General features: G+C 62.9%; 22 protein-coding genes and 1 tRNA gene. 12 read left to right on the top strand and 11 right to left on the bottom strand.

Annotated elements, in window-relative coordinates:
- Positions 1 to 4: 4 nt before the first annotated feature.
- The gene (locus X726_RS156870) at positions 5 to 1,228 is read right to left on the bottom strand and encodes a hypothetical protein (protein WP_023669501.1); all 1,224 of its coding nucleotides are present in this window, start codon (positions 1,226 to 1,228) and stop codon (positions 5 to 7) included.
- 351 nt (positions 1,229 to 1,579) lie between these two features.
- Here X726_RS156870 and X726_RS156875 point away from each other — a divergent pair.
- The 6 genes from X726_RS156875 (at position 1,580) to X726_RS156900 (ending at position 7,465) form a co-directional block, all read left to right on the top strand.
- Positions 1,580 to 1,655, top strand: a tRNA-Thr gene (locus tag X726_RS156875).
- A gap of 492 nt (positions 1,656 to 2,147) precedes the next feature.
- Positions 2,148 to 2,336 (top strand): hypothetical protein, encoded by a 189-nt coding sequence (locus X726_RS156880; RefSeq protein WP_023669500.1) that lies wholly within the window; start codon positions 2,148 to 2,150, stop codon positions 2,334 to 2,336.
- A complete protein-coding gene (locus X726_RS156885; RefSeq protein WP_023669499.1) occupies positions 2,336 to 3,517 on the top strand; it encodes an acyltransferase in 1,182 nt (393 codons plus the stop codon). Before X726_RS156880 ends, X726_RS156885 begins: the two co-directional genes overlap by 1 nt.
- Positions 3,514 to 4,626: a glycosyltransferase gene (locus tag X726_RS156890; protein WP_023669498.1), complete on the top strand. Its 1,113-nt coding sequence runs from the start codon at positions 3,514 to 3,516 to the stop codon at positions 4,624 to 4,626. Before X726_RS156885 ends, X726_RS156890 begins: the two co-directional genes overlap by 4 nt.
- Entirely contained in the window at positions 4,623 to 5,669 is a 1,047-nt protein-coding gene (locus tag X726_RS156895; protein WP_023669497.1) for a glycosyltransferase, read from the top strand. The genes X726_RS156890 and X726_RS156895 overlap by 4 nt, the downstream gene beginning before the upstream one ends.
- Complete coding sequence (locus tag X726_RS156900) at positions 5,669 to 7,465, top strand: ABC transporter ATP-binding protein (protein ID WP_027049321.1); 1,797 nt, start codon at positions 5,669 to 5,671, stop codon at positions 7,463 to 7,465. The genes X726_RS156895 and X726_RS156900 overlap by 1 nt, the downstream gene beginning before the upstream one ends.
- A gap of 123 nt (positions 7,466 to 7,588) precedes the next feature.
- Here X726_RS156900 and X726_RS156905 read toward each other — a convergent pair whose 3' ends face one another.
- The 5 genes from X726_RS156905 to X726_RS156925 are packed head-to-tail and all read right to left on the bottom strand — an operon-like array spanning position 7,589 to position 12,828.
- Entirely contained in the window at positions 7,589 to 8,419 is an 831-nt protein-coding gene (locus X726_RS156905; RefSeq protein WP_023669495.1) for a dipeptide ABC transporter ATP-binding protein, read from the bottom strand.
- The gene (locus X726_RS156910) at positions 8,419 to 9,264 is read right to left on the bottom strand and encodes an ABC transporter ATP-binding protein (RefSeq protein ID WP_023669494.1); all 846 of its coding nucleotides are present in this window, start codon (positions 9,262 to 9,264) and stop codon (positions 8,419 to 8,421) included. Before X726_RS156910 ends, X726_RS156905 begins: the two co-directional genes overlap by 1 nt.
- A complete protein-coding gene (locus X726_RS156915; protein ID WP_050485757.1) occupies positions 9,264 to 10,148 on the bottom strand; it encodes an ABC transporter permease subunit in 885 nt (294 codons plus the stop codon). Before X726_RS156915 ends, X726_RS156910 begins: the two co-directional genes overlap by 1 nt.
- 26 nt (positions 10,149 to 10,174) lie before the next feature.
- Positions 10,175 to 11,182 (bottom strand): ABC transporter permease subunit, encoded by a 1,008-nt coding sequence (locus tag X726_RS156920; RefSeq protein WP_023669492.1) that lies wholly within the window; start codon positions 11,180 to 11,182, stop codon positions 10,175 to 10,177.
- Positions 11,183 to 11,229: 47 nt separating this feature from the next.
- Positions 11,230 to 12,828, bottom strand: coding sequence for an ABC transporter substrate-binding protein (locus X726_RS156925; protein WP_023669491.1), 1,599 nt, complete (start codon positions 12,826 to 12,828; stop codon positions 11,230 to 11,232).
- Positions 12,829 to 13,304: 476 nt separating this feature from the next.
- On the opposite strand from X726_RS156925, the gene X726_RS156930 reads away from it, so the two are divergent.
- From X726_RS156930 to X726_RS156940, 3 genes are all read left to right on the top strand, one after another.
- Positions 13,305 to 15,296, top strand: a complete 1,992-nt coding sequence (locus tag X726_RS156930) for a long-chain fatty acid--CoA ligase (RefSeq protein WP_023669490.1) — start codon at positions 13,305 to 13,307, stop codon at positions 15,294 to 15,296.
- 29 nt (positions 15,297 to 15,325) lie between these two features.
- Entirely contained in the window at positions 15,326 to 16,033 is a 708-nt protein-coding gene (locus X726_RS156935) for a 50S ribosomal protein L11 methyltransferase (RefSeq protein ID WP_033001814.1), read from the top strand.
- A gap of 262 nt (positions 16,034 to 16,295) precedes the next feature.
- The gene (locus tag X726_RS156940; protein ID WP_023669488.1) at positions 16,296 to 16,601 is read left to right on the top strand and encodes a hypothetical protein; all 306 of its coding nucleotides are present in this window, start codon (positions 16,296 to 16,298) and stop codon (positions 16,599 to 16,601) included.
- A gap of 136 nt (positions 16,602 to 16,737) precedes the next feature.
- Here X726_RS156940 and X726_RS156945 read toward each other — a convergent pair whose 3' ends face one another.
- Both X726_RS156945 and pgi read right to left on the bottom strand, forming a co-directional pair.
- Positions 16,738 to 17,469 carry an HAD family hydrolase gene (locus X726_RS156945; protein WP_023669487.1) on the bottom strand — a complete coding sequence of 244 codons (732 nt, stop codon included), beginning with the start codon at positions 17,467 to 17,469 and terminating at the stop codon, positions 16,738 to 16,740.
- The gene (pgi, locus tag X726_RS156950; RefSeq protein WP_245272103.1) at positions 17,466 to 19,073 is read right to left on the bottom strand and encodes a glucose-6-phosphate isomerase; all 1,608 of its coding nucleotides are present in this window, start codon (positions 19,071 to 19,073) and stop codon (positions 17,466 to 17,468) included. The genes X726_RS156945 and pgi overlap by 4 nt, the downstream gene beginning before the upstream one ends.
- A gap of 463 nt (positions 19,074 to 19,536) precedes the next feature.
- Between pgi and X726_RS156955 the strand changes: the two genes are divergently transcribed.
- Entirely contained in the window at positions 19,537 to 21,030 is a 1,494-nt protein-coding gene (locus X726_RS156955) for a PLP-dependent aminotransferase family protein (RefSeq protein ID WP_023669484.1), read from the top strand.
- 206 nt (positions 21,031 to 21,236) lie between these two features.
- Positions 21,237 to 22,841, top strand: coding sequence for a trimethylamine methyltransferase family protein (locus X726_RS156960; RefSeq protein ID WP_023669483.1), 1,605 nt, complete (start codon positions 21,237 to 21,239; stop codon positions 22,839 to 22,841).
- Positions 22,842 to 22,858: 17 nt separating this feature from the next.
- Here the strand turns inward: X726_RS156960 and X726_RS156965 are convergent, their stop codons facing one another.
- Positions 22,859 to 23,257 carry a hypothetical protein gene (locus tag X726_RS156965; RefSeq protein WP_023669482.1) on the bottom strand — a complete coding sequence of 133 codons (399 nt, stop codon included), beginning with the start codon at positions 23,255 to 23,257 and terminating at the stop codon, positions 22,859 to 22,861.
- Positions 23,258 to 23,397: 140 nt separating this feature from the next.
- Positions 23,398 to 25,203 (bottom strand): IlvD/Edd family dehydratase, encoded by a 1,806-nt coding sequence (locus X726_RS156970; protein ID WP_023669481.1) that lies wholly within the window; start codon positions 25,201 to 25,203, stop codon positions 23,398 to 23,400.
- A gap of 143 nt (positions 25,204 to 25,346) precedes the next feature.
- On the opposite strand from X726_RS156970, the gene X726_RS156975 reads away from it, so the two are divergent.
- The gene (locus X726_RS156975; RefSeq protein WP_023669480.1) at positions 25,347 to 25,805 is read left to right on the top strand and encodes a carbon monoxide dehydrogenase subunit G; all 459 of its coding nucleotides are present in this window, start codon (positions 25,347 to 25,349) and stop codon (positions 25,803 to 25,805) included.
- A 161-nt stretch (positions 25,806 to 25,966) separates the two neighbouring features.
- Here the strand turns inward: X726_RS156975 and X726_RS156980 are convergent.
- The coding region (locus X726_RS156980) for an Mrp/NBP35 family ATP-binding protein (protein ID WP_031214860.1) at positions 25,967 to 26,852 on the bottom strand (886 nt) is incomplete at its 5' end.

The following is a 26,852-nucleotide window of genomic DNA, read 5'->3' as shown; positions in this document are numbered from 1 at the left end:
GCGCTTACGGTTCGATCGAAACGCGGATCTCGTAGATGTCGACCGCCTTGCCCTGCTTGTCGAAGTCGGAATTGATGGCGATGCTGCCGGCCGCGCCCGGGGGCTTGTCGGGGAATTTCACGTCGAACAGATATTCGTTACGCTGCTGGCCGACCGCATAGCGCTTGCGGCCGCAGTCGCCGAGATCGCCGAAATTGCAGTCGACGGAGATCTGCGTGTCCTTGCCGTCCTCGGCGCGGGCGACGATGTCGAACACGGCATGTTTGCCGGCAAGCTTCTCCAGCACGCCCTGCCCGACATCGAAGCTGATGGCCGAGCCGGAAGCACCGGAGCGGATGCGCAGGAAGGAGCCGGTGTCGTCCTGCACGACATCGGCCTTGGCGTCGGACGGGGTCGCCACATGCGTTGGATCGGTGGGTGTAAACACGTTGATCCAGTCGCGCGTCTGTTCGGCGACACCAGGCTGCTGCGGCGCGCCAGGCTGCTGCGGCTCAGTTGTATCGGCAGGCGGCGTGAAGTCGTCATCGTCGACGGTCGGCGGCGCTTCGGGCGGCGCCGTGTCGAGCTGCGCCGGCGTCTTGAAGACCCCGGTCTGCACGGCGAAATAGAGGCCGATGCCGGCGGCGGCGAGCAACGTCACGCCAAAGAAGATCGCCGTCAGCGGCAGGCGGCGGCCCCTTATCCGCCTTTCATCACGGTCAGGCGCCACTTCCGCCGCGGCCTCGGCCGGCGCGGAATCGGCCATATCGATCGCCGGGGCGCCGGGCAGCGTGGCGTCAGGCATGATGTCGGGGACGACCGGCAGCACGCGCGAACGCGGCGCGTCGGATGCCTCGGGCTGAACCGGTTCATCAACGACGATCGCCGGCGACGGTCCGGCCGCGACACCTGTCGGGGCATCGACCGCGGGCGCTTCGGCGGCGCCCTGTACGGCGTCTTGCGGCTGCGCAACGCGTTGCGTCAGCGCGGTATCTTGTGTCTGCGCAGCGCTCTGCGTCTGCGCGGCGACATCGGGGACCGCGGGCAGGAATTCGGATTCGATCTCGGCGATCTTTTCCTGCACCGCCTTACGGCGCTTGATGGCGGCTTCCACCGTCACGCCGGGATTGGCCTGGAGCACGCGGTCGAGCGCCGCGAAAGCCGACCGATAGACCCTCTCGCGAAATGCCCGGTCCTCGGCGTTGCCTTTCTCGAAGGCGTTGCGGATCGCTTTTTCGATCGCGTCCAAGCGAATTCCCCTGTCCGTTCGCTTACATTGCCATGATCGTTAGCCGCAGGCGACCAATCAATCAACGGGCGAGCGCCCGCATTCTGCCTTACAGGCCTGTTCAACGCCCATTTCGATGCCTTTTAGCAATAAAATCAGTCCGTTTGCCGCCCTGCCGGGCGATTTGCGCGCAGTCCGGCGCGACGTCTCCGCGTAATCGAAAAAGCAAACGAGGCGATGGCTTATTCCGCGCCAATGGAAAATGACGGGACGAATTGCCGGATCCAGCCTTGAAATCACGGTTGCCCATCTTGAAATAGCGGCCGGTTGAGTCTATCACCCAGCCGATCCTGGAGGCTTCGCGCTTCCTGGGCCGCTTTAGCTCAGTTGGTAGAGCACATCATTCGTAATGATGGGGTCAGGTGTTCGAGTCACCTAAGCGGCACCAGTTCTCCATCCGACGCAAGCGTGACGGCAGGTGCAAGGCTAATGCACGTCACTCCCTACGCCAACACCGGCACTTCCTGTCTGCCTCGTCGACATGCGCCATATGGCCGCCGCCACAGGATTGCGTCGTCAGACGCTTGACCATCGACTATGCTGCATCGCGCAAGATCGACAGCCTAGAGAACCCGACAATACAAGCATAATTTATAAGATACAAAACCACTATCTTAGAATAATCTTCGTCAATTTTGACCTATATCAGACACTCCGGATTATAGTTGTGTAATTAAACCGTGTCTTTTCTGACATGGTACCACTTCTCGTACAGCATTGCGGACGTGAAAAACCCTCAGCGACGCAACGCACTCGCAAATCATACCCATTTTTAGCACTAACTCACACAAATATTACAGCTCGATAGATATTTTGTGTTGCACTGCACCATTGCCCGGTTGCACCATTTCTTGGGGGATTTGGTACTGGGAAGTGCGCCGTGGAGGATTCCGCCAAGTTGATCAGCTTGAATTTTTCGCTGGCCAGCACCGATTTCGAGGCTGCCCCGCGCAAAAGGCGCGGGTTTGATGTTGTCGGCGCACTCTCGACGCTGGCAGGCCTCGACCTGAGGCCCGGAATGCAGGGCCGCTGGCTTCATCGGAGATTTCAGACCGGCGGAAATGGCTGATGGCGGTCGCGCGTGACAATCAGTTGGACGCTCTGCGCGCCATCGCTGTCACGATGGTTCTCTATTCCCATTTCCTTGCACCCAACGGGTCCTCCTTTTGGGGCCACATCGGGGTGCGGCTTTTTTTTGTGCTGAGCGGCTTCCTGATCACACGACTGCTGCTCGAAGCGCGCGCCGCGGCCGAATTCAAAGCCGGCCCTGCATTGAGTTCCTTCTACATCAGGCGCGCGCTGCGCATATTCCCGCCCTATTTCGCCGTGCTTGGGTTCGTCTGGCTGACCGATCTGGAGCAGTCCAGTGGATCGCTCGTCTGGCATGCGCTTTACCTGTCGAATTTTTGGTACGCGCTGCGCAACGAATGGACGCCCTGGCTACTCTGCCATTTCTGGAGCCTGAGCATCGAGGAGCAGTTCTATATCGCCTGGCCGCTGGTCGTGCTTCTCGCACCCCGCCGGCGGGTGGAAGCGATCACTATCGGCGTCATCCTGTTGTCGCTGGCCTATCGCTTCTACTGGCCGATCACCGCCACCCCGGCGCTAGCGCGCGACCTGCTGCCGCCAGCATCGATGGACGCGCTGGCGTTTGGTGCTTTGCTTGCCTGCCGGCGGACCAGAGGCGCCGGCCTGCCGCAATGGATGCGGCTAGGCTGGCCAGCCCTTGCGGCTGTCTTCCTGGCGATTGAGTGGCTTATCCCTGCGCCGGCCGATCCTATGCTGGAATGGGCCCGCTGGGCGTTGCTGCAGATCCTGCCCCTGGTGCCGCTGGTGGCCGTTGTCGCCGCCTGTTCAGCCGGCCTTGGCGGCGTCCTCGGCAGGGTTTTCGAACTGCCACCGCTGCTGTCACTGGGCCGCATCAGCTACGGCGTCTATCTTTACCATCCGATCCTTCTGTCGCTCGCCGTCAAGTCACAGCCCTGGATCCCGCTCAATGTCTCGGAGCAGGGGCCAGGGCGTTTCCTGGTCGCGAGCGCCGCCACGATCGCCGTCGCTTCGATCTCGTGGACGGCTTTCGAAAAGCCGCTCAACGGCCTCAAGCGCCGCTTCCCCTATGTAGCGCGCCGCCGCTCCCAGGCACGCTCTGGCGATGCCGGCTGGCTCGGCAGGGCGGCGGACGCCTATCCCGGCGGATCCCCCGATGGCCGCGCCGCACTCGAACTCCGGCGAACGGATGCGCAGAGATGACCACCGCGCCGCTCGTCTCCGTCCTGCTGCCGGTCTACAATGCCGGGCCTTATCTCACCGCTGCGCTGGAGAGCATTCTGCGGCAAGACTACGATCGCCTGGAGGTCATCGCTATCGATGACGGATCGACTGACAACTCGCTCGAGATTCTCGAACGATACCGCCGGGCAGACAATCGCGTTTCTGTCATCTCGCGTGAGAACCGCGGCCTCGTCGCCACCCTCAATGAAGGGCTACGACTGGCCCAGGGCGAGCTTGTTGCGCGAATGGATGCGGACGATGTCGCCTATCCCCGGCGCCTCTCGCGCCAGGTCGCACTGTTCGAGCGGCGGCCCGATCTCGGCTTCTGCGGCGCCTGCGTTGATACCTTGCTTCACGGCCGTATCGCCAAAGGCAGGCTAGACCCGGTGTTCCGGCTCGGCCGGCTCGACATATTGTCGATGTTCTTTACGATATTCTTACATCCGACGGTGATCTACAACAGGAATGTCATTGGGAACAACGATCTCTATTACGATCCCAAATATAGACATGCCGAGGATTTTGATCTCTTCAGACGGCTTGCCGGCCGTTTCCCGGCGACCATATTGCCCGATAGCCTGCTCGTCTATCGCATCCATGCGGGAAGCGTAACCATGCGGCATGCCAAGGAAATGCGCAGGACGCATTTGCGGATCGTGGCCGAAAATCTCGAGCGTGAGGGGCTTGCGGAAACCACAGCGGATCTGCGCGACATCGGCGAGGCCGTCTCTTTCGACACGGTTTCGCGCGCAGCCGATTTCATCCGTGCGCTCGAAGAGCGGATTTCCGAGCTGCCGACCGACACACGGCCAAGCTTCGAGGCAGGCGCGCTGAACCTGTTCTATTTCCTCTACCAACTCGTCGGCGACGAAGGAGAACCGCCGCTGACCCACGAATTGCTCACGCGGACGGCGAGATGGAATTTCATCCGGCGCCGCGAACAATATGCGCTGCGTCCCGGCGTCTGGGCGCCTTGGCTCAGCCTGCTCTCGATAAGGGCCGGAAAGCGGGCGGACGCGGTGGCCTACTTCTTCAAAACCACGCCGGCCGAAGCGGTGCTTGCGCGTTATCAGCGGGGACTGGTATGACCGACAGGCCCCACCCGCTCCTGCGCGATCACCAGTTTGCGAGTGCGCCGGTCCCGACATCTCCCCGATCGGAGCGGCCGTCGCTCGAGGTCAGTTTCATCGTCTGCACGCGCGACCGCGCCGCTGTGCTGGAGGCTTGCATAGCCTCGATCCAGGCCGCATGCCGGGTGCACGCCACCTTCGCGGCAGAGTTGGTGGTGGTCGATAATGGTTCACAGGACGGCACGTCAAAGCGGCTGGCCGCTATCGCCGAAACTTCCGACATCCCAGTCACAGCCGTCTCGGAGACTCGCCCCGGACTAGCCGCTGCCCGCAATGCCGGATTGGCGCGAGCGCGAGGCCGCGTGCTGGTCTTCGTCGACGACGACTGCAAGCTCGACCGCGACTATCTCCGCGACCTGGAGCGGCACTACCGGAGTGGCGAGAAGTGGCTGATCCGCGGCGGCCGGGTCGAACTCGGTGATGCCCGGGACCTGCCCTTCACCATAAAGCTCTGCGAGGCAAGCGAGCGGCTGACCCCGGCGGTCCACCCCGGCGGCTTCGTGCTCGGCTGCAACATGACCATGCACCGCGACGTCGCGGCCCGCATCGGGTCGTTCGACGAACGCTTCGGCGCTGGCGGCCCGCTACGCTCGGCTGAAGATACTGATTATCTCGTGCGGGCGATGCTGCTCGGCATGCCGGTCGAGTATGTGCCCGACATGACGGTCTTGCATCATCACGGCCGGCGAGACCGCAAATCGATCGACAGGCTGCACCGCGACTATAGCCTCGGTAATGGTGCGCTGTGCCTGAAACATGTCCGCCACGCCCCTTGGCTGCTTCGCCATGTCTATTGGTCCGCGCGGGCCGCGTTCAGGGAACTGGCGGGCCGTCCTCGCTTTGACCGCGACCTCGATCTGTCGCACTGGCCTATTGTCGTAATGAATCTGGCAGGTGCCGCCAGATTTGCGCTGCTCGTCATGATGGGATGGCCAAAACGGCTGCCGCTGCGCCACGACCGAGAAGCCAGCGAAGCCAATGCGGAGGCCAGAGCGCGATAATGTCACTGATTCCGTCAGCCCTGCCAATGCTGCGCCGCGCGCTTGGTGGCAGGCTGTTGCGGCTCGTTCCCGTCGTGGTGGGGCTCGGGCTTGCGGGCGCCGCGCTGGAAGGCCTCGGCATCGGTCTCATCATTCCGCTGCTCGGCATCATTATGGGACGTGGCGAAACATCAGGCATGGCCGGTTTCTCCGCCCTCCTCCAGCAGGTTGGAGCGGACCTCGGCGAGCGCCAGCGGCTGATCGCCATTTCGGCCGCGATCCTCGGTTCGATCGTACTGAAAAATGTCTTTGCCTTCGCCAACACTCTGCTGACCAGCTACATCTACGGCAAGGCAGGTTATTCGATCCGTAGCGCACTGTCGGAGCAGTTGCTCAGGGTCGGCTACCCCTTTTTCCTGCAGCAAAGCCCCGGGCGGCTGCTCAACATCATCTCCAACGAATCCTGGCGAGCATCCGACGCTATCCAGGCCCTGCTCGGCGCGATCGTCAGTGCCTCGGCCGCCGTCATCCTGCTCGCCTTCCTCCTGCTCCTCTCTTGGCAGATGACGCTGCTGGTGACTCTAGGGCTGGCGCTTGTCCAGCTGGCGCACGGGGTTTTGTCGTCCAATCTGAAGGCGCCGAGCCGCAGCGTCGTCTCGCGCAACAGCGCACTGGCGTCGCAGATGCTGCATCTGGTGCATGCCGGGCGCCTGATTCGCATCTTCGGGCAGGAGAACCGCGAAAAGGCGGTCTTCGCCAAAGCGTCCGACGGGGTGCGGCGGGCGGCTTTCGTGCTTTCAATCCGCCAGGGCGTCTTGCCGCCACTGACCGAGGTATTGCACGCAATGCTGTTCCTGGCGGTGGTGATCGGAGCCTGGCTGGCGAATGTAAGCTTCCCGCTGACCGTCGCCTTCCTCATCCTGCTCTACCGACTGCAGCCGCATATGCGGGCCTTGCAGATGTCCTGGAGTCAGTTGCAAGGCATGAGCGGCTCGCTGGAGGAGGTACAATGGCTGCTCGATCCTTCCGACAAGCCCGAGGCGCCGCAGGGCAGCCTGCCGTTCGACGGCTTGCGCCAAGGGATCAGCTTCGATGATGTGAGCTTCGCCTATTCCGGTCCCCTGTCAGGCCCCGACGCGCGCGAGGCGGTGCTGCATAAGGCGGTGTTCGATATCCGCAGCGGCCGCTCGACGGCGCTGATCGGCCGCTCGGGCGCCGGCAAGACGACGATCGTCAATCTCCTGTGCCGCTTCGTCAAACCCGACAGCGGCAGGATCCTCGTCGATGGGGCACCGCTCGATGAAGTGGACCCAAGCCAGTGGCGGCGGAACATTGCCCTGGCCAGTCAGGAGCTGGAACTGGTCGATGGCACCATTTTTGAAAACATTATCTACGGCTACGACACGGCGTCGGCCAGCGACGCCATGCGCGCCGCAAGGCTGGCCGAGGCACATCAATTCATCGAGCACCTGCCGCAGGGCTACGCGACACTGGTCGGATACCGGGGCATCAACCTGTCAGCCGGACAAAGGCAAAGGATCGCCCTGGCGCGGGCGCTGGTGCGCGATCCCGATATTCTCATCCTCGACGAAGCCACCAGTGCGGTGGATGGGTTGTCAGAAGCCGCTATTGTCGAGACGCTGAAGTCGCGGGCCGGCCGCCGCACCACCATTGTCATCAGTCATCATTACAGCACCATATCGTTCTGCGACGACGTGGTGATCTTGAGCCGCGGTCGGGTGAAAAAACAGGCCCCCTTCGCAACCCTGGCAATGCTCAGCATGGACGAGCTTTACCAGCACGGAGCGGGTGAGTGATGGGGCGCACCCCAACCTGCGACGCGGCTTGCGCCCGGCAGCTCGCAGATCGCGATCAATCCTGCCGGCAAACCACCGCCGCGACGCATTTCCGATTGTTCAAAAACAATTCTCGGTGAGAGGTCAGGCGGCCTTCTTCTTCGCCAGCCGCGCCTTGATCGAGGCGACGTCGGCGCGCGGCGTCGCGGCGAACAGCGTCCTGGTGTAGTTGTGCTTGGGGTCGGCAAAGACCTCCTCGCGCGAGCCGTATTCGACGGCTTCGCCGAAATACATCACCATCACATCGTCGGCGATGTAGCGCACGACCGACAGATCGTGGCTGATGAAGACATAGGTCAGCTGGAATTCGTCCTGCAGGTCGGCGAGCAGGTTGAGCACCTGCGCCTGCACCGAAAGATCGAGCGCGGAGACCGGTTCGTCAAGCACCAGCAGGCTCGGGTTCAGCATCAGCGCGCGGGCAATGGCGATGCGCTGGCGCTGGCCGCCCGAGAACATGTGAGGATAGCGATTGTAGTGCTCGGTTCCGAGGCCGACTTTCTTCAGCATCCTCATGGCGAGGTCGCGCCGCTCTTCGGCCGGCTTGTCGGTGTTGATGAGCAGCGGCTCGCCCAGCACATCGCCGATCTTTTGGCGCGGATTGAGCGATCCGTAAGGGTTCTGGAAGACGATCTGCACCTTGCGGCGCATCTCCCTGGTCAGGCCGTTCCTTGCGATGTCGACCTTGTTGCCGTCGATGAACAGTTCGCCCGACGTTGCCGGATCGATCAGCGTGATGATGCGCGCCAGCGTTGACTTGCCGCAGCCCGATTCACCGACGATGGCCAGCGTCTTGCCCTTGTCGACGCTGAACGAGACGCCCTTGACCGCATGCAAGGTGCGCGCGCCGCGAAACAGGCCGCCGCCGACGTGATAGTCGCGCACGATGTCCTTGCCTTCGACGACCTTGATGCTCATCAGACGCCCCCGGCAGCTGGTTCGAACAGCATGTCCGAGACGGTCGGCAGCCGGTCGCCGACGGCATTATCCGGCAGCGCCGACAACAGCGCGCGGGTGTAATTGCTCTTCGGCGATTCAAACAGCGACAGCACGTCGGCCTCTTCCATCTTGCGGCCCTTGTACTGGACGATGACGCGGTCGGCCGTCTCGGCGACCACGCCCATATTGTGGGTGATCATGATCAGGCCCATGCCGTATTTAACCTGCAGCGACACGAGCAGGTCGAGGATCTGCTTCTGGATGGTGACGTCGAGCGCGGTGGTCGGCTCGTCGGCGATCAGAAGCTTCGGATTGCAGGCGATGGCGATGGCGATCATCACGCGCTGGCACTGGCCGCCCGACATCTGGTGCGGAAACGAGTTCAGCCGTTCGGCCGGCTCGGCAATGCCGACCTGCGTCAGCAATTCGATGGCGCGCTCGCGACGCTGGGCCTTGTCCATGCCCATATGGAAGCGCAGCACCTCCTCGATCTGAAAGCCGACGGTGAAGCACGGATTGAGACTGGCCATCGGCTCCTGGAAGATCATCGACATGTCCTTGCCGACGATCTTGCGCCGGTCGGCCGGGCTCATCTTCAGGAGATCGCGGCCCTTGAAGCTCATCTCGTCGGCAGTGACCGTCGCCGTCCACGGCAACAGCCCCATCACAGCCAACATCGACACCGACTTGCCGGAGCCGGATTCGCCGACGATGGCCAGCACTTCACGTTCGTTCACATGGAGCGAGACGCCATCGACCGCGCGGAACGGGCCGGATGCGGTCTGGAACTCGACGACGAGATTGCGGATGTCGAGCAGCGCCATTACGACCTCCTCAGCTTCGGATCGAGCGCATCGCGCAGACCGTCGCCGATCAGGTTGATGGCAAGCACGGTGATGAGGATGGCCAGACCGGGGAAGGTCACCACCCACCAGGCGCGCAGGATGAATTCACGCGCCGAGGCGAGCATGGTTCCCCATTCCGGTGTCGGCGGCTGGGCGCCAAGGCCGAGAAAGCCGAGAGCGGCCGCCTCCAGGATGGCGTTGGAGAAGGACAGCGTGCCCTGGACGATCAGCGGCGCCAAGCAGTTGGGCAGGATGGTGCGCAGCATAAGCCTTATATGGCCGGCGCCGGCGACCTTGGCGGCGACCACATATTCGCGGCTCTTTTCGGCCATGACGGCAGCGCGCACCAGACGGGCAAAGTGGGGTTGCAGGACAAGCGCGATGGCCAGCATGGCGTTGAACAGGCCGGGGCCGAGGATGGTGACCAGAACCAGCGCCAAGAGCAGCGACGGGAAGGACAGGATCAGATCCATGACCCGCATGATCGCCACGTCGACCCAGCCCCGGAAATAGCCGGCCAAAAGGCCGAGCGTGATGCCGCCGACAAGCGCCAGCGTGACCACGACGGCGCCGATGAGCAGCGAGAAACGCGCGCCATAGAGCAGGCGCGAGAGCATGTCGCGGCCGACCGCGTCGGTGCCAAGCAGATATTCCATGCTGCCGCCTGCCTGCCAGGCCGGCGGACGCAGGAAAGCTGTCTTGTCCTGGATGTCGGGCGCATAGGGTGCCAGCAGCGGTGCAAAGAGCGCGGCCAGCACCAAAAGGATGAAGACGAACAGGCCGATGACGGCGCCGCGGTTTACCGAGAAATAGTGCCAGAAGGTCCTGAAGCCGGTCAGACGGTCAGGGTTGCCGGCGGCCATCGGGGCGATTTCGGTCGACTGGCTCATCATGCCGCCCTGATGCGCGGGTTGATGACGGCATAAAGCACGTCGACGATCAGGTTCACGGCCATGACGATAAGGGCGATCAGCAGCAAGCCTGACTGCACGACGACATAGTCGCGCTTGGATATGGATTCGACCATCCACTTGCCGATGCCCGGCCAGGCGAAGATGGTTTCTGTGAGAATGGCGCCGGCGAGCAGGGTACTGACCTGCAGGCCGATGGTGGTGACCACCGGGATCAGCGCATTGCGCAGCGCATGCACGCCGATGACGCGGGACGACGACAGGCCCTTGGCGCGGGCGGTCCGCACATAGTCTTCGCCCAGCACTTCGAGCATGGCCGAGCGCGTCTGGCGCGCGATCACCGCCAGCGGGATGGTGCCGAGCACAATTGTCGGCAGCACCAGGTGGCTCAATGCCGAGCGGAAAGCATCCCATTTGCCGTAGAGCAGGCTGTCGAGGGTCAGGAAGCCGGTGATCGGCTTGATAAAGAACTGAAGGCCGATGCGTCCTGAAACCGGGGTCCAGCCGAGATAGCCGGAGAAAAAGATGATCAGCAGCAGACCCCACCAGAAAATCGGCATGGAATAGCCGACAAGGGCGGTGCCCATCAGCCCCTGGTCGAACCAGGAGCCGCGTTTGACCGCAGCAATGATGCCGGCCGGGATGGCCAGCACCATGGCGAAGATCATGGCGAAGACTGAGAGCTCGATGGTCGCCGGGAAGAGCGTCATGAAATCTTCGATGACCGGCCGCTTGGACGAAATCGACACGCCGAAATTGCCGGTCGCGGCATCGCGGACATAATGCGCGTATTGCTGCCAGATCGGCAAATTGTAGCCGAACTGTTCCTTCAGTTCCGCGTAACGCTCGGGCGACACGCCATGCTCGCCGGCCATGGCAAGAATGGGATCGCCGGGCAGCAGCCTGACGAAAGCGAAGGCGCAGATGGTGATGCCGATCAGCGTCGGCAGCACCAAGACGATTTTGTTTAGGAGATATCGGAGCATCTTGAAAAGCGGGCGGCGCCTGATTGCGCGCCGCCCGCCTAACAGTTCTATTCGGCCTTGTCGACGCCGTCGAAGCGATGAATGCCGAGCGGGTCCATCATGAAGCCGCTGACATTCTTGCGCACGACTGCGTAGACCTGGCTGTGTGCCATGAGGAAGGCCGGAGCCTGCTTCTGGAAGACAACCTGCGCCTCTTCATAGAGCTTGGTGCGTTCGGCCTGGTCGCTGGTCTTCTTGGCCTTCTGGATCAGATCCTCGAAGTCCTTGTCGCACCAGCTGGAGTAGTTCGACACGCCGATGGCCGAGCAGGCGAACAGCGTGGCGAAGAAATTGTCCGGATCGCCATTGTCACCGGTCCAGCCGATCTGGAAGGCGCCCGGACGCTCCTTCTTCTTGCCTTCTTCGCGGTACTTCGTCCACTCGTAACTGACGATCTCCGCCTTGACGCCGACCTTGGCCCAGTCAGCCTGGATCAGTTCGGCGGCGCGCTGGAAGTTCGGGTTGTAGGGACGGACGCGGTCGGAGGCCCAAAGCTGGATCTCCTTCAATCCGGCATCGGCCAGCACCTTCTTGGCGGCTTCCGGATCATAGGCGTCGGACTTCACGTCCTTGTTCCACGACCACATGGTCGGCGGGATCAGGTTTACGGCCGGCGTGGCGCCGGCGTCCTGGAACAGCGACTTGATGAGCGATTCCCGATCGATCGCCTGGTTGAGCGCATGGCGCACTTCAGGCTTGTCGAGCGGCGGGATGGTGGTGTTATAGCTCATATAGCCGATGTTGAGGCCAGCCTGATCCATCAGGGTCACGTCGGCGTTGGCCTTGATCGTGCCGATGTCGGCAGGATTCGGATAGGGCGCGATATCGCATTCGCCGGCGAGCACCTTCTGGATGCGGGCGGTGGCGTCAGGCGTGATCGCGAAGACGAGATCGTCGATCTTTTCCTTGCCCTTGAAGTAGTCCGGGTTGGCCGCATAGCGGATGACCGAATCCAGCTGGTAGTCGACGAACTGGAACGGACCTGTGCCGACCGGCTTGGTCGAGAAGTCGGCCATCTTGCCGTCTTTTTCCAGCTGGTCGGCATATTCCTTCGACACGATCGAGGCGAAGTCCATGCCGAGATTGGCCAGCATCGGCGCGTTCGGCTCGGTCAGCGTCAGCTTCACGGTCAGGTCATCGACCTTTTCCCACTTGGCGACGTATTTCGGCATGTCCATGCCGGTGTAGTAGTCCCAGGTCAGGTTCGGCAGGTACTTCTCGCCGTTCCAGGGGTTTTCCTTGTTGAACTGGCGATCGAACGAAAAGACGACGTCGTCGGCATTGAAATCACGCGTCGGCTTGAAGAAATCCGTCGTCTGGAACTTCACGCCCGGATGCAGGTGGAAAGTATAGACCAGGCCGTCGTCCGAAATCTCCCATTTGTCGGCGAGACCGGGCACAACTTCGGTGCCGCCATGCTTGAACTCGACTAGGCGCGAATAGACGGTGCGCGACGAGGCGTCGAAGTCGTTGCCGCCCGTCGTGGTACCCGGGTCGAAGTTGGCCGGCGAGGCCTCCGAGCAATAGACCAGCGTCTTGGCATTGGCCACACCGCCGAGGACGCTTGCAGCCAGCAACGCGGCTGCAAAAGTCAGTTTCTTTTTCATTGAGCACTCCCTGATGTTCTTCCAAGCCCCTCTATAGGCTCGCGAAGCGCGCATATAAGCACCGTTTTTCCGGCTTTGGAACACCCTGTTTGCCTACCCCACCGTAAGCAGAAAATATTTCTCGGTCTTTGACGAACTGCAGAAACAAGTAGCAAAATCTGCTAATCACGGGATTGTTAACGACCGCATTTTTTCATTGATCGCAGCAATCGTAAGCCAAAAATCCACAAGCCTGGGTTTCGCCACCGAGATGACCGGACGGCATTGCCTGAGCTGGCATCGCGGGAAGGATTTCGACGGCAAATCTTTGCCGTCCTGCCGCTGGGGCAAGACTTGCACGGCCGCCGATAGTCGCAATAGATAGATGACACGCTGGATTTTCCGGGAATCCGCGACATCGCTGCAGCGGAGGACGCCTCACCACATCGAGGCGGCGCAGCAGGAGCAGGCAACAGAACGACCGAGGGAGGCTAGAGGTGGCGAAAGCAACAAAGACAACGGCCCCGGCGAAAGCAAAAGCGGCGAAAGCTTCAAAACCGGCCGCCGCTGCCGCCAAGTCGAAAGCGCCACCGGCCAAAGCCACTCCCGCCGTCAAGCCAACGGCAACCTCGACGCCGGCGAAGGCAAGCGCCAACCCGGCAGCGAAACCTGCGGTCAAGCGCGCGGCGAAGACAACACCCGCTGCAAAGCCCGCCCAGCCGCCAGCCGCGAAGACAGCCGCGGCGAAGCCCGCCTCGAAGCCGTCGCCGGGCGCGGCCAAAAAACTGCCGAATACGCTGACGGCGCTTGCCGCGGGCTTGCCGGAAAAGCCATGGCTAAAAAGCTATTCGAAAGTCGTGCCGGCGGAGATCGGCGCCCTGCCCTACAGTTCGATCGGCGACTTCCTCGTCGGCGCCTGCAAGCAGTTTTCCGGCCAGCCGGCATACGTCTGCATGGGCAAGTCGATCTCCTATGCCGAACTCGAGCGGCAATCGGCCGCCTTCGGCGCTTATCTGCAATCGAAGGGCCTGCAGAAAGGCGCACGCGTGGCGCTGATGATGCCGAATGTGCTGCAATATCCGGTGGCGATGATGGCCGTGCTTCGCGCCGGCTATGTCGTGGTGAACATCAATCCGCTCTACACGCCGCGCGAGCTCGAACATCAGCTCAAGGATTCCGGCGCGCAGGCGATCGTCATTCTGGAGAATTTCGCCAGCACCCTGGACGCGGTGATTGCCAGGACGGCGGTCAAGCATGTGGTGGTCGCGGCGATGGGCGACATGCTCGGCGGCCTCAAGGGCACGATCGTCAACCTCGTCGTGCGCCGGGTGAAAAAGATGGTGCCGGCCTGGTCGCTGCCCGGCCATGTCAAGTTCAATGCGGCGGTGAAGGCCGGCGCTGGCATCGCCTTCAAGCCGGCCAAGATGGAAGCCAGCGACGTCGCCTTCCTGCAATATACAGGCGGCACCACGGGGATTTCCAAAGGTGCTGTGCTGCTGCACTCCAATGTGCTGTCCAATGTCGCGCAGAACACGCTGTGGCTGCAGGACGCCTATGCGATCAAGCCGAAACCGGCGCATCTCAATTTCATTTGCGCACTGCCGCTCTACCATATCTTCGCGCTGACGGTGAACGCGCTGATGGGCATGCAGCAGGGCGCCCAGAACGTGCTCGTTCCCAACCCGCGCGACATTCCCGGCTTCGTCAAGGAGCTGCAGAAATACCCGATGCACATTTTCCCCGGCCTCAACACGCTGTTCAACGCGCTGCTCAACAACGAGGATTTCCGCAAGCTCGACTTCAAGCCGCTGATCATGACGCTGGGTGGTGGCATGGCGGTGCAGAAGGGGGTTGCCGAGCGCTGGAAGGCGCTGACCGGCAATTCGATCACCGAGGGCTACGGGCTGTCGGAGACCTCGCCGGTAGCCACCGCCAACAAGTTCAGCGACAGCAATTTCACCGGCACGATCGGCCTGCCGCTGCCGTCGACCGAGATCGTCATCCGCGACGATGACGGCAACAACCTGCCGCTCGGCGAGGTCGGCGAGATCTGCATCCGCGGGCCGCAAGTCATGGCCGGTTACTGGAACCGGCCGGACGAGACCGCCAGGGTGATGACCAAGGACGGTTTTTTCAAATCCGGCGACATGGGCTTCATGGACGAGCGCGGCTACACCAAGATCGTCGACCGCAAGAAGGACATGATCCTGGTCTCCGGCTTCAACGTCTATCCGAACGAACTCGAGGAAGTCGTCGCCCAGCATCCGGGCGTGCTCGAAGTGGCGGCGATCGGCGTGCCGGACGAGCATTCGGGCGAGGTGCCGAAGCTGTTCGTGGTCAAGAAGGACCCGGCGCTGACCGTCGAGGCACTGACCGCCTATTGCCGCGAGAACCTGACCGGCTACAAACGGCCGAAATACATCGAGTTCCGAACCGAACTGCCGAAGACGCCGGTGGGCAAGATTTTGCGCCGGGCGCTGCGGGAATAAGTTTGAACGCCGAGCCTGGCGACGGCGGGATGGCGGACGATAGTCGGCGTCCCGATGCAGTAGTGTTCATCAGGGCGAACCTGCGGCTTGCGCCCGTTCCCGCGCTCCCTGAAATCCAGCTCTATACGGCTCATCCCGGCAGCGGCCTGAGGCGGCTTGTCGAGTGGCGAGCTCATGGACCGGAAGACGGCAGCCAAACCGAGGAGCACGAAGCTGAGCCGCAGCCGCCCTACTGGGCCTATGCCTGGGCCGGCGGCGCCGTGCTTGCGCGCTATATACTCGACCATCCGCAAAGCGTGGCCGGCCGCCGCGTGCTCGACCTCGGCGCCGGCTCGGGCCTTGTCGGCATCGCCGCCGCCAAGGCCGGCGCCAGCGCGGTGATCGCGGCCGAGATCGACCGCAACGGCGTCGCCGCGATCGGCATCAATGCCGCGGCCAACGGCGTCGAGATCACCATTGTCGACAAGGACATCACCACAGGCCCGCCGCCGGCCGTCGACCTCGTGCTTGCCGGCGACGTGTTCTACGGCCGCGAGGTTGCTCTGCGGGTGATCCCGTTCCTCGACCGCTGCCTGGCAGCCGGCATCGAGGTGCTGGTCGGCGATCCCCGCCGCGCCGACCTGCCGCTAGCCCGGCTGCGGTTGCTGGCCGAATATCAGGTGCTGGATTTCGGCGACGTGAGGGGTGCTGTGACCAGGCCGAGCGGGGTGTTTTCGTTCGAGCAGGAAGACTGCTAGCTAGCGCCAGGATCAAAAACAGATCAGTCGAAATGAGTGAGTTCGCCCCCATCTCTGCCGTTCATGGCCGGAGGCCGCACGCCGCCGCTGATAACTCGGATTCCGACTGCGATCTTCACGGTTTCGCGAGGTGGTTCCTGTACCAGTGTGCGCTGTGTCGATCCCGACGCCCTCGCCGCCGTCTTCGGCCCGGGCTATGTCATGAACCGGAGCCCGGCCTTGGCAATTGCTTTCGGGGCCATACTATAGAGGGGGCAGTCGGATGACCAAGAGAGCGAAGATCATCTCCTACGCCGTGGTTCTGGTGGTTCTCGCCTTCTCCAGCTGGCGGCTCATATTGCTTGTCACAACCGGCCGATGGAAAGGCAGGTTCACTAGCTGGAGGACATGCGAGGCCTTTTGGTGCTATTCGACTGGCATTTTGCTCTGGGCGGGCTCGGTCGCGTTCTGTCTCTTTGTGCTCTACCTGCTGCGCCACCATGAGAAATACGTTGCGAAGCTCTATCACCAATACCGTGAATTCAAAGAAACCTTCGACAAGCATTCGGAGCGCGGACGCCGCCGCTAGGGGAACCGGGAAAGCGTTGAGCTACTGAAGACTGCTTCTTCTTTAACCAATCCGAAATCGGCCGTTCCGCTTTCCACCAATCTCGGCCATTGGCGGGAAAGCCCAGCTGACTTTCGCCTTGCCCTAACTTCCCCCGTCAGATCGCCTCCTTGACCCGCGCCGACAGAAAGTCCGGCAGGTCGGCAACAGAATCGAGAACGACATCGGCGATCGACGCCAGCGATTCCCGCGTGCCGGTGCCGGAGAGCACGCCGACCGCCAGGCCGCAGCCGCCGGCACGCGCCATCTCCAGGTCGTGGCGGTTGTCGCCGACCATGGCGATCTCGGACGCCTTCAACCCGGTCAGGTCGCAAAAGGCGACGATCGTGTCCGGCGCCGGTTTCGGATTGGCGACCGCGTCATAGCCATAGGCGGCGGTGAACAGCTGCGCGACGCCAAGCGTGACCATGGTCTTTTCCGCACCGGCAGTCGAATCATTGGTGGCGACGCCGAGCCGGTAGGATCGCTTGTGCAGAGCCGTCAGCGCCGCGACGATGCCGGGCAAGGCCACCGCCATCGATGAGCCTTGCACCGAGGTGATCTCGTTGAAGCGGGCGACGGCCAGCATCTGGTCCTCGTCGGACAGGCGCGGGAACCACAGTTCGACGACATCCATATTGGTGCCCGAGGCGAAGATGGAATCCGGCTTGAAGCGCTTGGCGACAAAATCGAAGCCCGCCGCTGAAAGCAGCCTGTCGGCTTTCCAGCGATCGCCCTCGGCAGCATCCATGGCCATGAAATCGGCGATGCCGAGCCAGGTCGCGTTGAAATCGACAAGCGTGCCGTCCTTGTCGAACAAGATGCCCTTGATGTCGGCCGGATTTTTCATTGAGCCCCCCGCAGTTGCTGGATGCGCGCCACCAGCCCGGCCGTCGATGCGTCGCGCTTGGCGGCGCTCTCCTTGCCTTCCACGACTGGCAACAGGCCGGTCGCCAGCTCCTTGCCGAGCTCGACGCCCCATTGGTCGAAGGAATTGATGTTGAACAGAGTGCCTTCGACGAAGACGCGGTGCTCGTAAAGCGCGATCAGCCGGCCGAAGGTGCGCGGGTCGAGCTTGCGGTAGAGGATCGTCACCGAGGGGCGGTTGCCGGAGAAGACGCGGTGCGGGGCTATTCTGTCGATATCGGCCGGCTTCATGCCCTTGGCCAGCATCTGCGCGCGAGCCTCGTCCAGCGTGCGGCCCTTCATCAACGCTTCCGATTGGGCCAGGCAATTGGCAAGCAGTAGATCGTGCTGGTGCTTGAGATCAGGCTCATGGCCGACGGCAGCGGCAAGGAACTCGACCGGGATGAAATCGGTGCCCTGGTGCAGCAGCTGGAAGAAGGCGTGCTGGCCATTGGTGCCGGGCTCGCCCCAGACCAGCGGTCCGGTCGGCGTCATCACCGGCGTGCCGTCGAGGGTGACGCCCTTGCCGTTCGATTCCATGTCGAGCTGCTGCAGATAGGCCGGCAACCTGGACAGTCGCTGGTCATAGGGGATGACGGCACGCGCCGGATAGCCGCAGATCACGCGATGCCACCAGCCGACCAGCCCAAGCAGCGCCGGCAGGTTCTTCTGCAGGGGTGCGGTGCGGAAGTGCTCGTCCATCTCATGCGCGCCATCGAGGAAGGCGCGGAAATTGCGCGGACCGATGGCGATCATCACCGGCAGACCGATGGCGCCCCACAGCGAATAGCGGCCGCCGACCCAGTCCCAGAAGCCGAACACGCGATCCGCTTCGATGCCGAACTTGGAAACCAGGTCGAGCGCGGTCGAGACGGCGGCGAAATGCTTGCCGACGGCTTCCTTGCCGAGCGCCTTCTGCACCCATTCGCGCGCCGTCTCGGCATTGGTCATCGTCTCGACCGTGGTGAAGGTCTTCGAGGCGATGATGAACAGGGTGGTTTCGGCCGACAGGCCCTTCAGCGTGTCGTGGATATGGGCGCCGTCAATGTTGGAGACGTAGTGCGCGCGCGGGCCGTCGTGATAGGGCGCCAGCGCCAGCGTCGCCATGGCCGGGCCGAGATCGGAGCCGCCAATGCCGATGTTGACGATGTCGGTGATTTTCTTGCCGGTGGCGCCGGCGGCCTTGCCGGAGCGAATGGCATCGGCGAAAGCGCCCATGGCGTCGAGCACGGACAGCACATCCGCCTTGACGTCCTGGCCGTCGACGGTGACGCCCTTGCCCGAGAGGTTGCGCAGCGCCGTGTGCAGCACGGCGCGGTCCTCGGTGATGTTGATCTTCATGCCGGAAAACATTGCGGCACGGCGCCCTTCGAGATCGGCGGCGGCGGCGAGCTTCTCGAGCAGTTCCATCGTGCCCTGGTCGACCGCGCATTTCGACCAATCGAGAAAAAGGTCGCCGTCGCTGGCCGAGAACGTCTCGAAGCGCTTGGGGTCGGCGGCAAAAGCCTCGCGCATCGTACCCGATGCCGCCGCGCGCGCAGCACGCAAGGCGACAAGCTGTTTGTCGAAGGAGGAATGATCCACTTTCGGCTCCTGATCGTTTTTCACGACATCTTATCAGACCGGATGTTTCCGGCGCGTGTCGTCGCGCTGATCTTATTGAGCCGAATTCCGCATGTTTCAATGCGTGGGGATGACGCAGTGCAGCATAGTGCGATGTGATGGAGCTATGACGCTGCGCGCCGCGCTGGATGATTTGATGGGAGTAGCGACGACGCTGCGCGTCGCGCTGGGGATAATGAGGCGCGACGACGCTTCGCATCGCGCGGGCGTCCGCGCTGCGGGATGACGCAAGCGTCACCCGGGGATGAGACGACGCTGCGCGTCGCGCATAGATCACTGGCATAAATCCCAGCGATCAGAAAAATTGATTGGCGCAACCCCTTGTGCCACGGTTACCTTCCGCTGGTCCAGCCAAGCAAAAAAGACTGGCCATCGAGGAACACCTTCCATGCCACAGCGTAACGACACGGCCATATGGTCCGGCCTGTTCCGGATTTCGGCGGAATCGGGCCAGACCCTGCAGGCGCAGATCCGTCAGGCGATCGTCGCCGCCATTCTCGACCGGCAGATCGCCGCTTCGATGCCGCTTCCGTCCTGCCGCATCCTGGCTGAAAAACTCGGCGTCGCGCGCGGCACTGTGGTGCTGGCGTTCCAGCAATTGGTCGACCAAGGTTTCCTGGTGGCGCGCGAACGGCGCGGCCATTTCGTCAATCCGGATGTGCTGGCCACCCCCGCCAAGCCGCACCAGAAGGCGCCCGACCAGCAGAACGAGATCGACTGGAAGGCACGCCGGCAGATCGCCGCCAGCGACATGCCGCCACCGGCCAAGCACGACAACTGGATCAAGTCCTCCTACCCCTTCGTCTACGGCCAGTTCGACCCGGCGCTGTTCCCGACAGCCGAATGGCGTGAGTGCAACCGCATGGCGCTGGCCGTGCTCGAAATCCGCAACTGGGCCTCCGACATGGTCGATCGTGACGATCCGCTCTTGATCGAGCAGATCCAGGCGCGGCTGTTGCCGCGGCGCGGCATCTTCGCCAATCCGGACGAGATCATCGTCACGCTGGGCGCCCAGAACGCGCTCTATATGCTGGCGACACTGCTGATGACAAAGGGCTCCAAGGTCGCGATGGAAGACCCGGGATACCCCGACGCGCGCTCGATCTTCCGCTTGGCAGGCGCCGAAATCCAGCCGGTTCCGGTCGATCAGTCCGGCATCGTCACCTCGTCCATTCCCAACGATTCCGGCTTTGTCTTCGTCACCCCCAGCCACCACTGCCCGACCATGGTGCCGCTGTCGGCGGAGCGGCGGCAGGACCTTCTGGCGCGCGCCAACCGCCACAACCAGATCATCATCGAGGACGGCTATGACAGCCAGCTTCTCGACGAGGCGCCGCAGCAGGCGCTGAAGAGCCTCGATCGCTCGGGTCGCGTCGTCTATGTCGGCTCGATGTCGAAGACGCTGGCTCCGGGCCTACGGCTTGGCTACATCGTCGCTTCGGCTGGACTAATCTCCGAGCTCAGGGCGCTGCGCCGCTTCATGCTCAGGCACCCGCCGGCCAACAACCAGCGCGCGGTTGCGCTGTTCCTGTCGCTCGGCCATCACGAAGCCCTGGTGCGGCGGCTGTCGTCGGCCTTCGACGAGCGGCGCAAGCGTCTGGTCCATGCGATTTCCGCATTCCTGCCGGAATGGCGCTCGACCGATTCCGCCGGCGGCACATCGCTCTGGCTGGAAGGCCCGCGCGGCACCGATTCACGTGGACTGGCCGAGGCCGCGGCGTCGCGCAGCGTCATAATCGAGCCCGGCGATCGTTTCTTCGATCGCACCGAAAAGCCGTCGCGTTTCATGCGCTTGGGCATTTCCTCGATCGCATTGCAGCACATCGAGCCGGGTATTCGCGAGCTCGCGACCGCAGCCGGACGCAGGCCCGCTGCAGCCTGATTTGCCTGTGCCGGGGCTTTGAACAGTCCCGGCCCTTGGCATGATCACCAACATTCTGCATTAGCTCTCTGGCATACTCGGCTGCGTTGACTGGCCCATAGGCTGGGCCAATGGCAACGGCATAGTCGGCTGACAGAGGGACGAAGCAAGCCGACGGTGGACCAATCACCGCGCCGTGTTTCGCGAGCTAAAGGTGGAGTGCCCCCATGTCAGTGGCTGTTGAAAAGCAGGATGCGGCTCCTAAAGATGCATCAGCCGACCAGCGTTCGCGCCGATCCGGCGGGCGCGAAGCGCGCCGCGCCATGCGGGCCGCACCGCTTGCCGACGATATCCGGCCGGTGCGCGCCGGCCTCGAAGGCGGCAGCTACGGGCCGCTCAACCAGAACGACCAGGAGCGCATCCATGAAGCGGTGCTGACGCTGCTGGAGACCGTCGGCTTCGCCAATGCCATTCCCTCCTGCATCGAGGCGCTGACCGGGGTCGGCGCCGTCTATGGCGATGACGGCCGCGTCCGCTTCCCACGCGGGCTTGTGATGGACACGATCAGACGAGCCGCGCGGAATTTTACGCTGCACGGCCAGGACCCCAGGCATGACATGCTGATCCAGGGCAAGCGCGTGCATTACGGCACGGCGGGTGCGGCGGTGCATCTGGTCGATGTCGAAAAGCGCGAATACCGCGAGTCGCTGGTGCAGGACATTTACGACGCCGCCCGCCTCGTCGAAGGGCTCGACAACATCCATTTCTTCCAGCGGCCCATGGTGCCGCGCGACATTCCCGATCCGCTCGAAATGGACTTCAACACGCTCTATGCCTGCGTGATGGGGACGTCGAAGCATGTCGGCACCTCGTTCACGGTGCGCGAGAACGTGCAGCCGGCGCTGGAAATGCTTTATGCGATCGCCGGCGGCGAGGAGAATTTCCGCGCCCGGCCGTTCGTGTCGAACTCCAATTGCTTCGTCGTGCCGCCGATGAAGTTTGCCGAGGACGCCTGCGGCGTGCTCGAAGCCTGTGTCGACGGCGGCATCCCGATCCTGCTTTTATCGGCCGGCCAGGCCGGCGCCACCGCTCCCGCGGCGATTGCCGGCGCTGTGGTGCAAGCGGTGGCCGAAGTGCTTGTCGGCCTCATCTACGTCAACGCCATCAAGCCCGGGCATCCGGCGATCTTCGGCACCTGGCCGTTCGTCTCCGACCTCAGGACCGGCGCCATGTCGGGCGGCTCGGCCGAGCAGGCAGTGTTGACTTCGGCCTGTGCGCAGATGGCGCAGTTCTACGATCTGCCGGGCGGTTCGGCCGCCGGCATGACGGATTCGAAACTGCCCGACATCCAGTCCGGCTATGAAAAGGGCATCACCGACGTGATGGCCGGCCTTGCCGGCCTCAATCTGGTCTATGAATCGGCCGGTATGCATGCCTCGCTGCTCGGCTTTTGCCTGGAGAGCCTGATCATAGACAATGACATGCTGGGCCACTGCCTGCGCTGCGTGCGGGGCATCGAAGTGACCGACGAAGCGCTGTCGATCGACACCATCACCGAAGTCTGCATGAATGGCCCGGGCCACTATCTCGGCAACGAGCAGACGCTGCGCCTGATGCAGACCGAGTATTTTTATCCGGCCGTCGGCGACCGCTTTTCGCCCAAGGAATGGAACGAGAAGGGCCGGCCCGACATCTTGCAGCGGGCGATCATCGAAAAGAAGCGCGTGCTTGCCGAGCGCTTCCCGCGCCATGTGCCGAAGCTGCTCGACGACAAATTGCGCGCCCGCTTCGGCGAGATGATCAAGCTGCCACGCAGCGGCATGGGCGGGTAAGCTTCACCTTACGTAGGTCAGTCCGCACTTAACCCAAAGCGCTCGACCACTTCGGCGCTAATCAGCTTGCCATGCAGCGCCATCAACACGATCTGGGCATCCAGGCTGTCGCCGGTTTCAAGCGCAGCCTCGATGCGGCGCTCAGCGTCCAGCCGCCGCTCCGGCCCATTGGCCTGCTCGAAGGTTTGTGGGCCCGCGATGCAAAAGCCGAACAGCTGCGCCACGGACCGGTAGGCGTCGGGCGGCGGCTCGTCCGGCCAATGATCCTTCATCAAATTGACGATGGTGAGCTTTACCCCCTCAGGGACAAGCGCCGGATGCAGATCGGCGCCGCGCAGCGCGGTGTCCAGTTCCCGCAAGTCACCCGAGCGGCCGAACATGCCGAGGAAACCGAGGGAAGAGCGCCGCTTCGTCATTGATGGGTGTTATCCCTCGTGCAGGACCTGTCGAGACGACGTATCTGTAGACTTGGCCCAATCGATACAAGAGCGTTGCCATGAGAAAAGGCGGCCTACCCGATGGCAAGCCGCCTTCGATTTCACCAAACTTGCAACGCTTAGTGGTTGTCCCTCGGCACGCCGCTGGTATGGGCGACGTCCTGGTATTTCACCGCCGGCTTCAGCACCATGCCCTCCGAGAACTGGTCGACCATGGAGCGCTGGATTTCCTGCCATGGCGTCTGGTGCTTGGGATAGTGATAGCCGCCATCGTCCTGCAGTTCGGCACGGCGCCGCGTGATTTCCTCGTCGGAGACGAGGATGTTGGCAGTGCCTTTGCGTAAGTCGATGCGCACACGGTCGCCGGTCTTGAGCAGCGCCAGGCCGCCGCCAATGGCGGCTTCCGGGGAAGCGTTGAGGATAGAGGGCGACCCCGATGTGCCCGACTGGCGGCCATCGCCGATGCAGGCCAGCGCGTGAATGCCCTTCTTGATGAGATAAGCGGGCGGCTGCATGTTGACGACCTCGGCGCCGCCGGGATAGCCGATCGGGCCGGCGCCGCGCATGAATAGGATGGTGTGCTCGTCGATGCCTTGCGCCGGATCGTCGATGCGGGCGTGGTAGTCCTCCGGCCCGTCAAAGACCATGGCGTTGCCTTCGAAGGCTTCCGGGTCGTTCGGGTTGGAGAGATAGCGTTCGCGGAATTCCGGCGAGATGCCGCTCATCTTCATGATGGCGGAATCGAACAGATTGCCGCTGAGATTGATGAAGCCGGCATTGGCCTTCAGCGGCTCGGCAACAGTGCGGATGACATCGGTATTCTCGTTGGCGACCCCCTTGCAATTGTCGCCGATCGATTTCCCGTTGACGGTCATGGCTTCGGGATAGGGCAGCAGCTTGGCCTTCATCAGTTCGGCAACCACAGCCGGCACACCGCCGGCATGATGATAGTCCTCGCCGAGATATTCGCCAGATGGCTGCAGATTGACGATGAGCGGCACATGGAGGCCGACCGTCTGCCAGTCGTCATTGGTGAGCGGCACGCCGAGATGGCGGGCAATCGCGTTGAGGTGGATCGGCGCATTGGTCGAGCCGCCAATCGCCGAATTGACGACAATGGCGTTCTCGAACGCCTTGCGCGTCATGATGTCGGATGGCTTCAGATCCTCATGCACCATCTCGACGATGCGCTTGCCCGTCTCATAGGAGATCTGGCCGCGCTCGCGGTAGGGTGCCGGAATGGCAGCCGAGCCCGGCAATTGCATCCCGAGCGCCTCTGCCAGCGAGTTCATCGTGGTGGCGGTGCCCATGGTGTTGCAATAGCCGGTCGACGGCGCCGATGAGGCGACGATGTCCATGAACTCGTCATAGTCGATCTCGCCGGCGGAGAGCCGCTGGCGCGATTCCCAGACGATGGTGCCGGATCCCGTGCGCTTGCCTTTGTGCCAGCCATTGAGCATCGGTCCGACCGAAAGTGCTATGGCCGGAATATTGACGGTGGCCGCCGCCATCAGCAGCGCCGGCGTGGTTTTGTCGCAGCCGATGGTCAGCACGACGCCGTCGAGCGGATAGCCGTAAAGCACTTCGACCAGGCCGAGATAGGCAAGGTTGCGGTCGAGTGCCGCGGTCGGGCGCTTGCCGGTCTCCTGGATCGGATGGCACGGGAATTCGAAGGGGATGCCGCCCATCGAGACGATGCCTTCGCGCACGCGCTTGGCGAGTTCGATATGATGGCGGTTGCATGGCGACAGATCCGAGCCGGTCTGGGCGATGCCGATCAGCGGCTTGCCAGACATCAGCTCGGCCCGCGTCAGGCCGTAGTTCAGGTAGCGCTCGAGGTAGAGCGCGGTCATGCCTGGATTGTCGGGATTGTCGAACCACTCCTGCGAGCGAAATTTCTTCTTTCCGGTGGGGGCGCCTGCCATCATGGTCTCCGTATTTGTAAGACAAATCGATATGGCAACGCGCGGAAGCAGGCAAGAGGGCGCACCGTCGCAACCGGACTTTGGTGCGATAGACACAGACCAGACCGTGCGTTAGGCCTTCGAAGTCTGTCCGGGAGGTGTCGATGGCTTTGGTGATCGAAGGCGAGGAACGCATTGTCGCCCCCCTGCAGAAAGTGTGGGACGCGCTGAACGATCCGAAGGTTTTGCAGGCGACCATTCCCGGCTGCCAGCACCTGGACATGAAATCGCCGACCGAAATGGCGGCGACGGTGGTGTTGAAGATCGGACCGATCAAGGCGACATTCAACGGCGAGGTGACGTTGAAGAACCTGAAGCCGCCGCACTCCTACACCATCCAGGGCGAGGGCAAGGGCGGTATTGCCGGCTTCGCCAAGGGTGGCGCCGACGTGACGCTGACGGCGGACGGGCCGGATGCGACGGTCCTCAAATACGCGGCCAAAGCCGAAGTCGGCGGCAAGATCGCCCAACTCGGCAGCCGGCTGATCGAATCGACTTCGAAGAAGCTGGCCGGGCAGTTCTTTTCAAGCTTTGGCGAGAAGGTGGGTTCCCCTCCCCCTTGAGGGGAGGGTGCCTCGTGAAGCGAGGCGGGTGGGGTCGCCTCAACTGCCTCAACGTGAGTTGAGCTGCCTCGACTTGTAAAGAAATAGCGTCGAGCGTGTCACCGCGGACCCCACCCGGCCCTTCGGGCCACCCTCCCCTCAAGGGGGAGGGACCATCCGAGCTACTCGAACACGATGTTCGGCACCGCCGCTTCGGCCGCGCCGCGTTCTTCGTTGACCCGGTCCCAGACCTTCGAAGCAATGCCGCGATAGATCTTCGCCTCGGCGCTGTCTGGCTTCGACGCCACCACCGGAGCACCTTCATCAGAACTTTCGCGAATGCCCATTTCCAGCGGCACTTCGCCGAGGAAGGTCACGCCGAGTCGCTCGGCCTCGCGCCGCGCCCCGCCATGGCCAAAGATGTCGTAGCGCTTGCCGGTATCGGGGGCTATGAAATAGCTCATGTTCTCCACGATGCCGAGCAGCGGCACGTCGACCTTCTTGAACATATTCAATCCTTTGCGGGCGTCGATCAGCGCCAGATCCTGCGGCGTCGAGACGATGACGGCGCCGGCCAGCGGCACCTGCTGGGCCATGGTCAGCTGGGCGTCGCCGGTGCCGGGCGGCATGTCGACGACGAGCACGTCGAGGCGGCCCCATTCGACCTCGCGCAGCATCTGCGTCAGCGCCGACATCACCATCGGACCGCGCCAGATCATCGGCGTCTCCTCGTCGACGAGGAAGCCCATCGACATCACCTTAAGGCCGTAATTCTCCATCGGTTTCAGGATCTTGCCGTCGACGGTCTGCGGCCGGCCATGGATGTTGAGCAGCCTGGGCATGGACGGGCCATAAATATCGGCATCGAGCACGCCGACACGCAAACCGTTGGCGGCGAGGCCAAGCGCGATGTTGACGGCGGTGGTCGACTTGCCGACGCCGCCCTTGCCGGACGCCACCGCGATGATCGCCTCGATGCCGGGCACGCCGCGCTTGCCCGACCTTTCCGAGGCCGGGGCGTGCGGGGCTGGAGAGTGTGGAGCTGGGCGCGGCGCGGCTGGCGCAGCC

This window comes from Mesorhizobium sp. LSJC285A00 (genome assembly GCF_000503155.1).
Taxonomy (GTDB): Bacteria; Pseudomonadota; Alphaproteobacteria; order Rhizobiales; family Rhizobiaceae; genus Mesorhizobium.
The sequence above is the reverse complement of the archived record's forward strand: the minus strand, read 5'-3'. Positions and strand labels throughout refer to the sequence as shown.

Bases quoted from the DNA above. Each gene is read 5' to 3' on its own strand.
- X726_RS156960 (WP_023669483.1), top strand. From the start codon at position 21,237: ATGTCAGTGGCTGTTGAAAAGCAGGATGCGGCTCCTAAAGATGCATCA.
- X726_RS156905 (WP_023669495.1), bottom strand. From the start codon at position 8,419: ATGAGCATCAAGGTCGTCGAAGGCAAGGACATCGTGCGCGACTATCAC.
- X726_RS156920 (WP_023669492.1), bottom strand. From the start codon at position 11,182: ATGCTCCGATATCTCCTAAACAAAATCGTCTTGGTGCTGCCGACGCTG.
- X726_RS156885 (WP_023669499.1), top strand. From the start codon at position 2,336: ATGGCGGTCGCGCGTGACAATCAGTTGGACGCTCTGCGCGCCATCGCT.
- X726_RS156970 (WP_023669481.1), bottom strand. From the start codon at position 25,203: ATGGCAGGCGCCCCCACCGGAAAGAAGAAATTTCGCTCGCAGGAGTGG.
- X726_RS156890 (WP_023669498.1), top strand. From the start codon at position 3,514: ATGACCACCGCGCCGCTCGTCTCCGTCCTGCTGCCGGTCTACAATGCC.
- X726_RS156975 (WP_023669480.1), top strand. From the start codon at position 25,347: ATGGCTTTGGTGATCGAAGGCGAGGAACGCATTGTCGCCCCCCTGCAG.
- X726_RS156900 (WP_027049321.1), top strand. From the start codon at position 5,669: ATGTCACTGATTCCGTCAGCCCTGCCAATGCTGCGCCGCGCGCTTGGT.
- X726_RS156915 (WP_050485757.1), bottom strand. From the start codon at position 10,148: ATGGCCGCCGGCAACCCTGACCGTCTGACCGGCTTCAGGACCTTCTGG.
- X726_RS156910 (WP_023669494.1), bottom strand. From the start codon at position 9,264: ATGGCGCTGCTCGACATCCGCAATCTCGTCGTCGAGTTCCAGACCGCA.
- X726_RS156955 (WP_023669484.1), top strand. From the start codon at position 19,537: ATGCCACAGCGTAACGACACGGCCATATGGTCCGGCCTGTTCCGGATT.
- X726_RS156965 (WP_023669482.1), bottom strand. From the start codon at position 23,257: ATGACGAAGCGGCGCTCTTCCCTCGGTTTCCTCGGCATGTTCGGCCGC.
- X726_RS156935 (WP_033001814.1), top strand. From the start codon at position 15,326: ATGGCGGACGATAGTCGGCGTCCCGATGCAGTAGTGTTCATCAGGGCG.
- X726_RS156945 (WP_023669487.1), bottom strand. From the start codon at position 17,469: ATGAAAAATCCGGCCGACATCAAGGGCATCTTGTTCGACAAGGACGGC.
- X726_RS156925 (WP_023669491.1), bottom strand. From the start codon at position 12,828: ATGAAAAAGAAACTGACTTTTGCAGCCGCGTTGCTGGCTGCAAGCGTC.
- X726_RS156940 (WP_023669488.1), top strand. From the start codon at position 16,296: ATGACCAAGAGAGCGAAGATCATCTCCTACGCCGTGGTTCTGGTGGTT.
- X726_RS156895 (WP_023669497.1), top strand. From the start codon at position 4,623: ATGACCGACAGGCCCCACCCGCTCCTGCGCGATCACCAGTTTGCGAGT.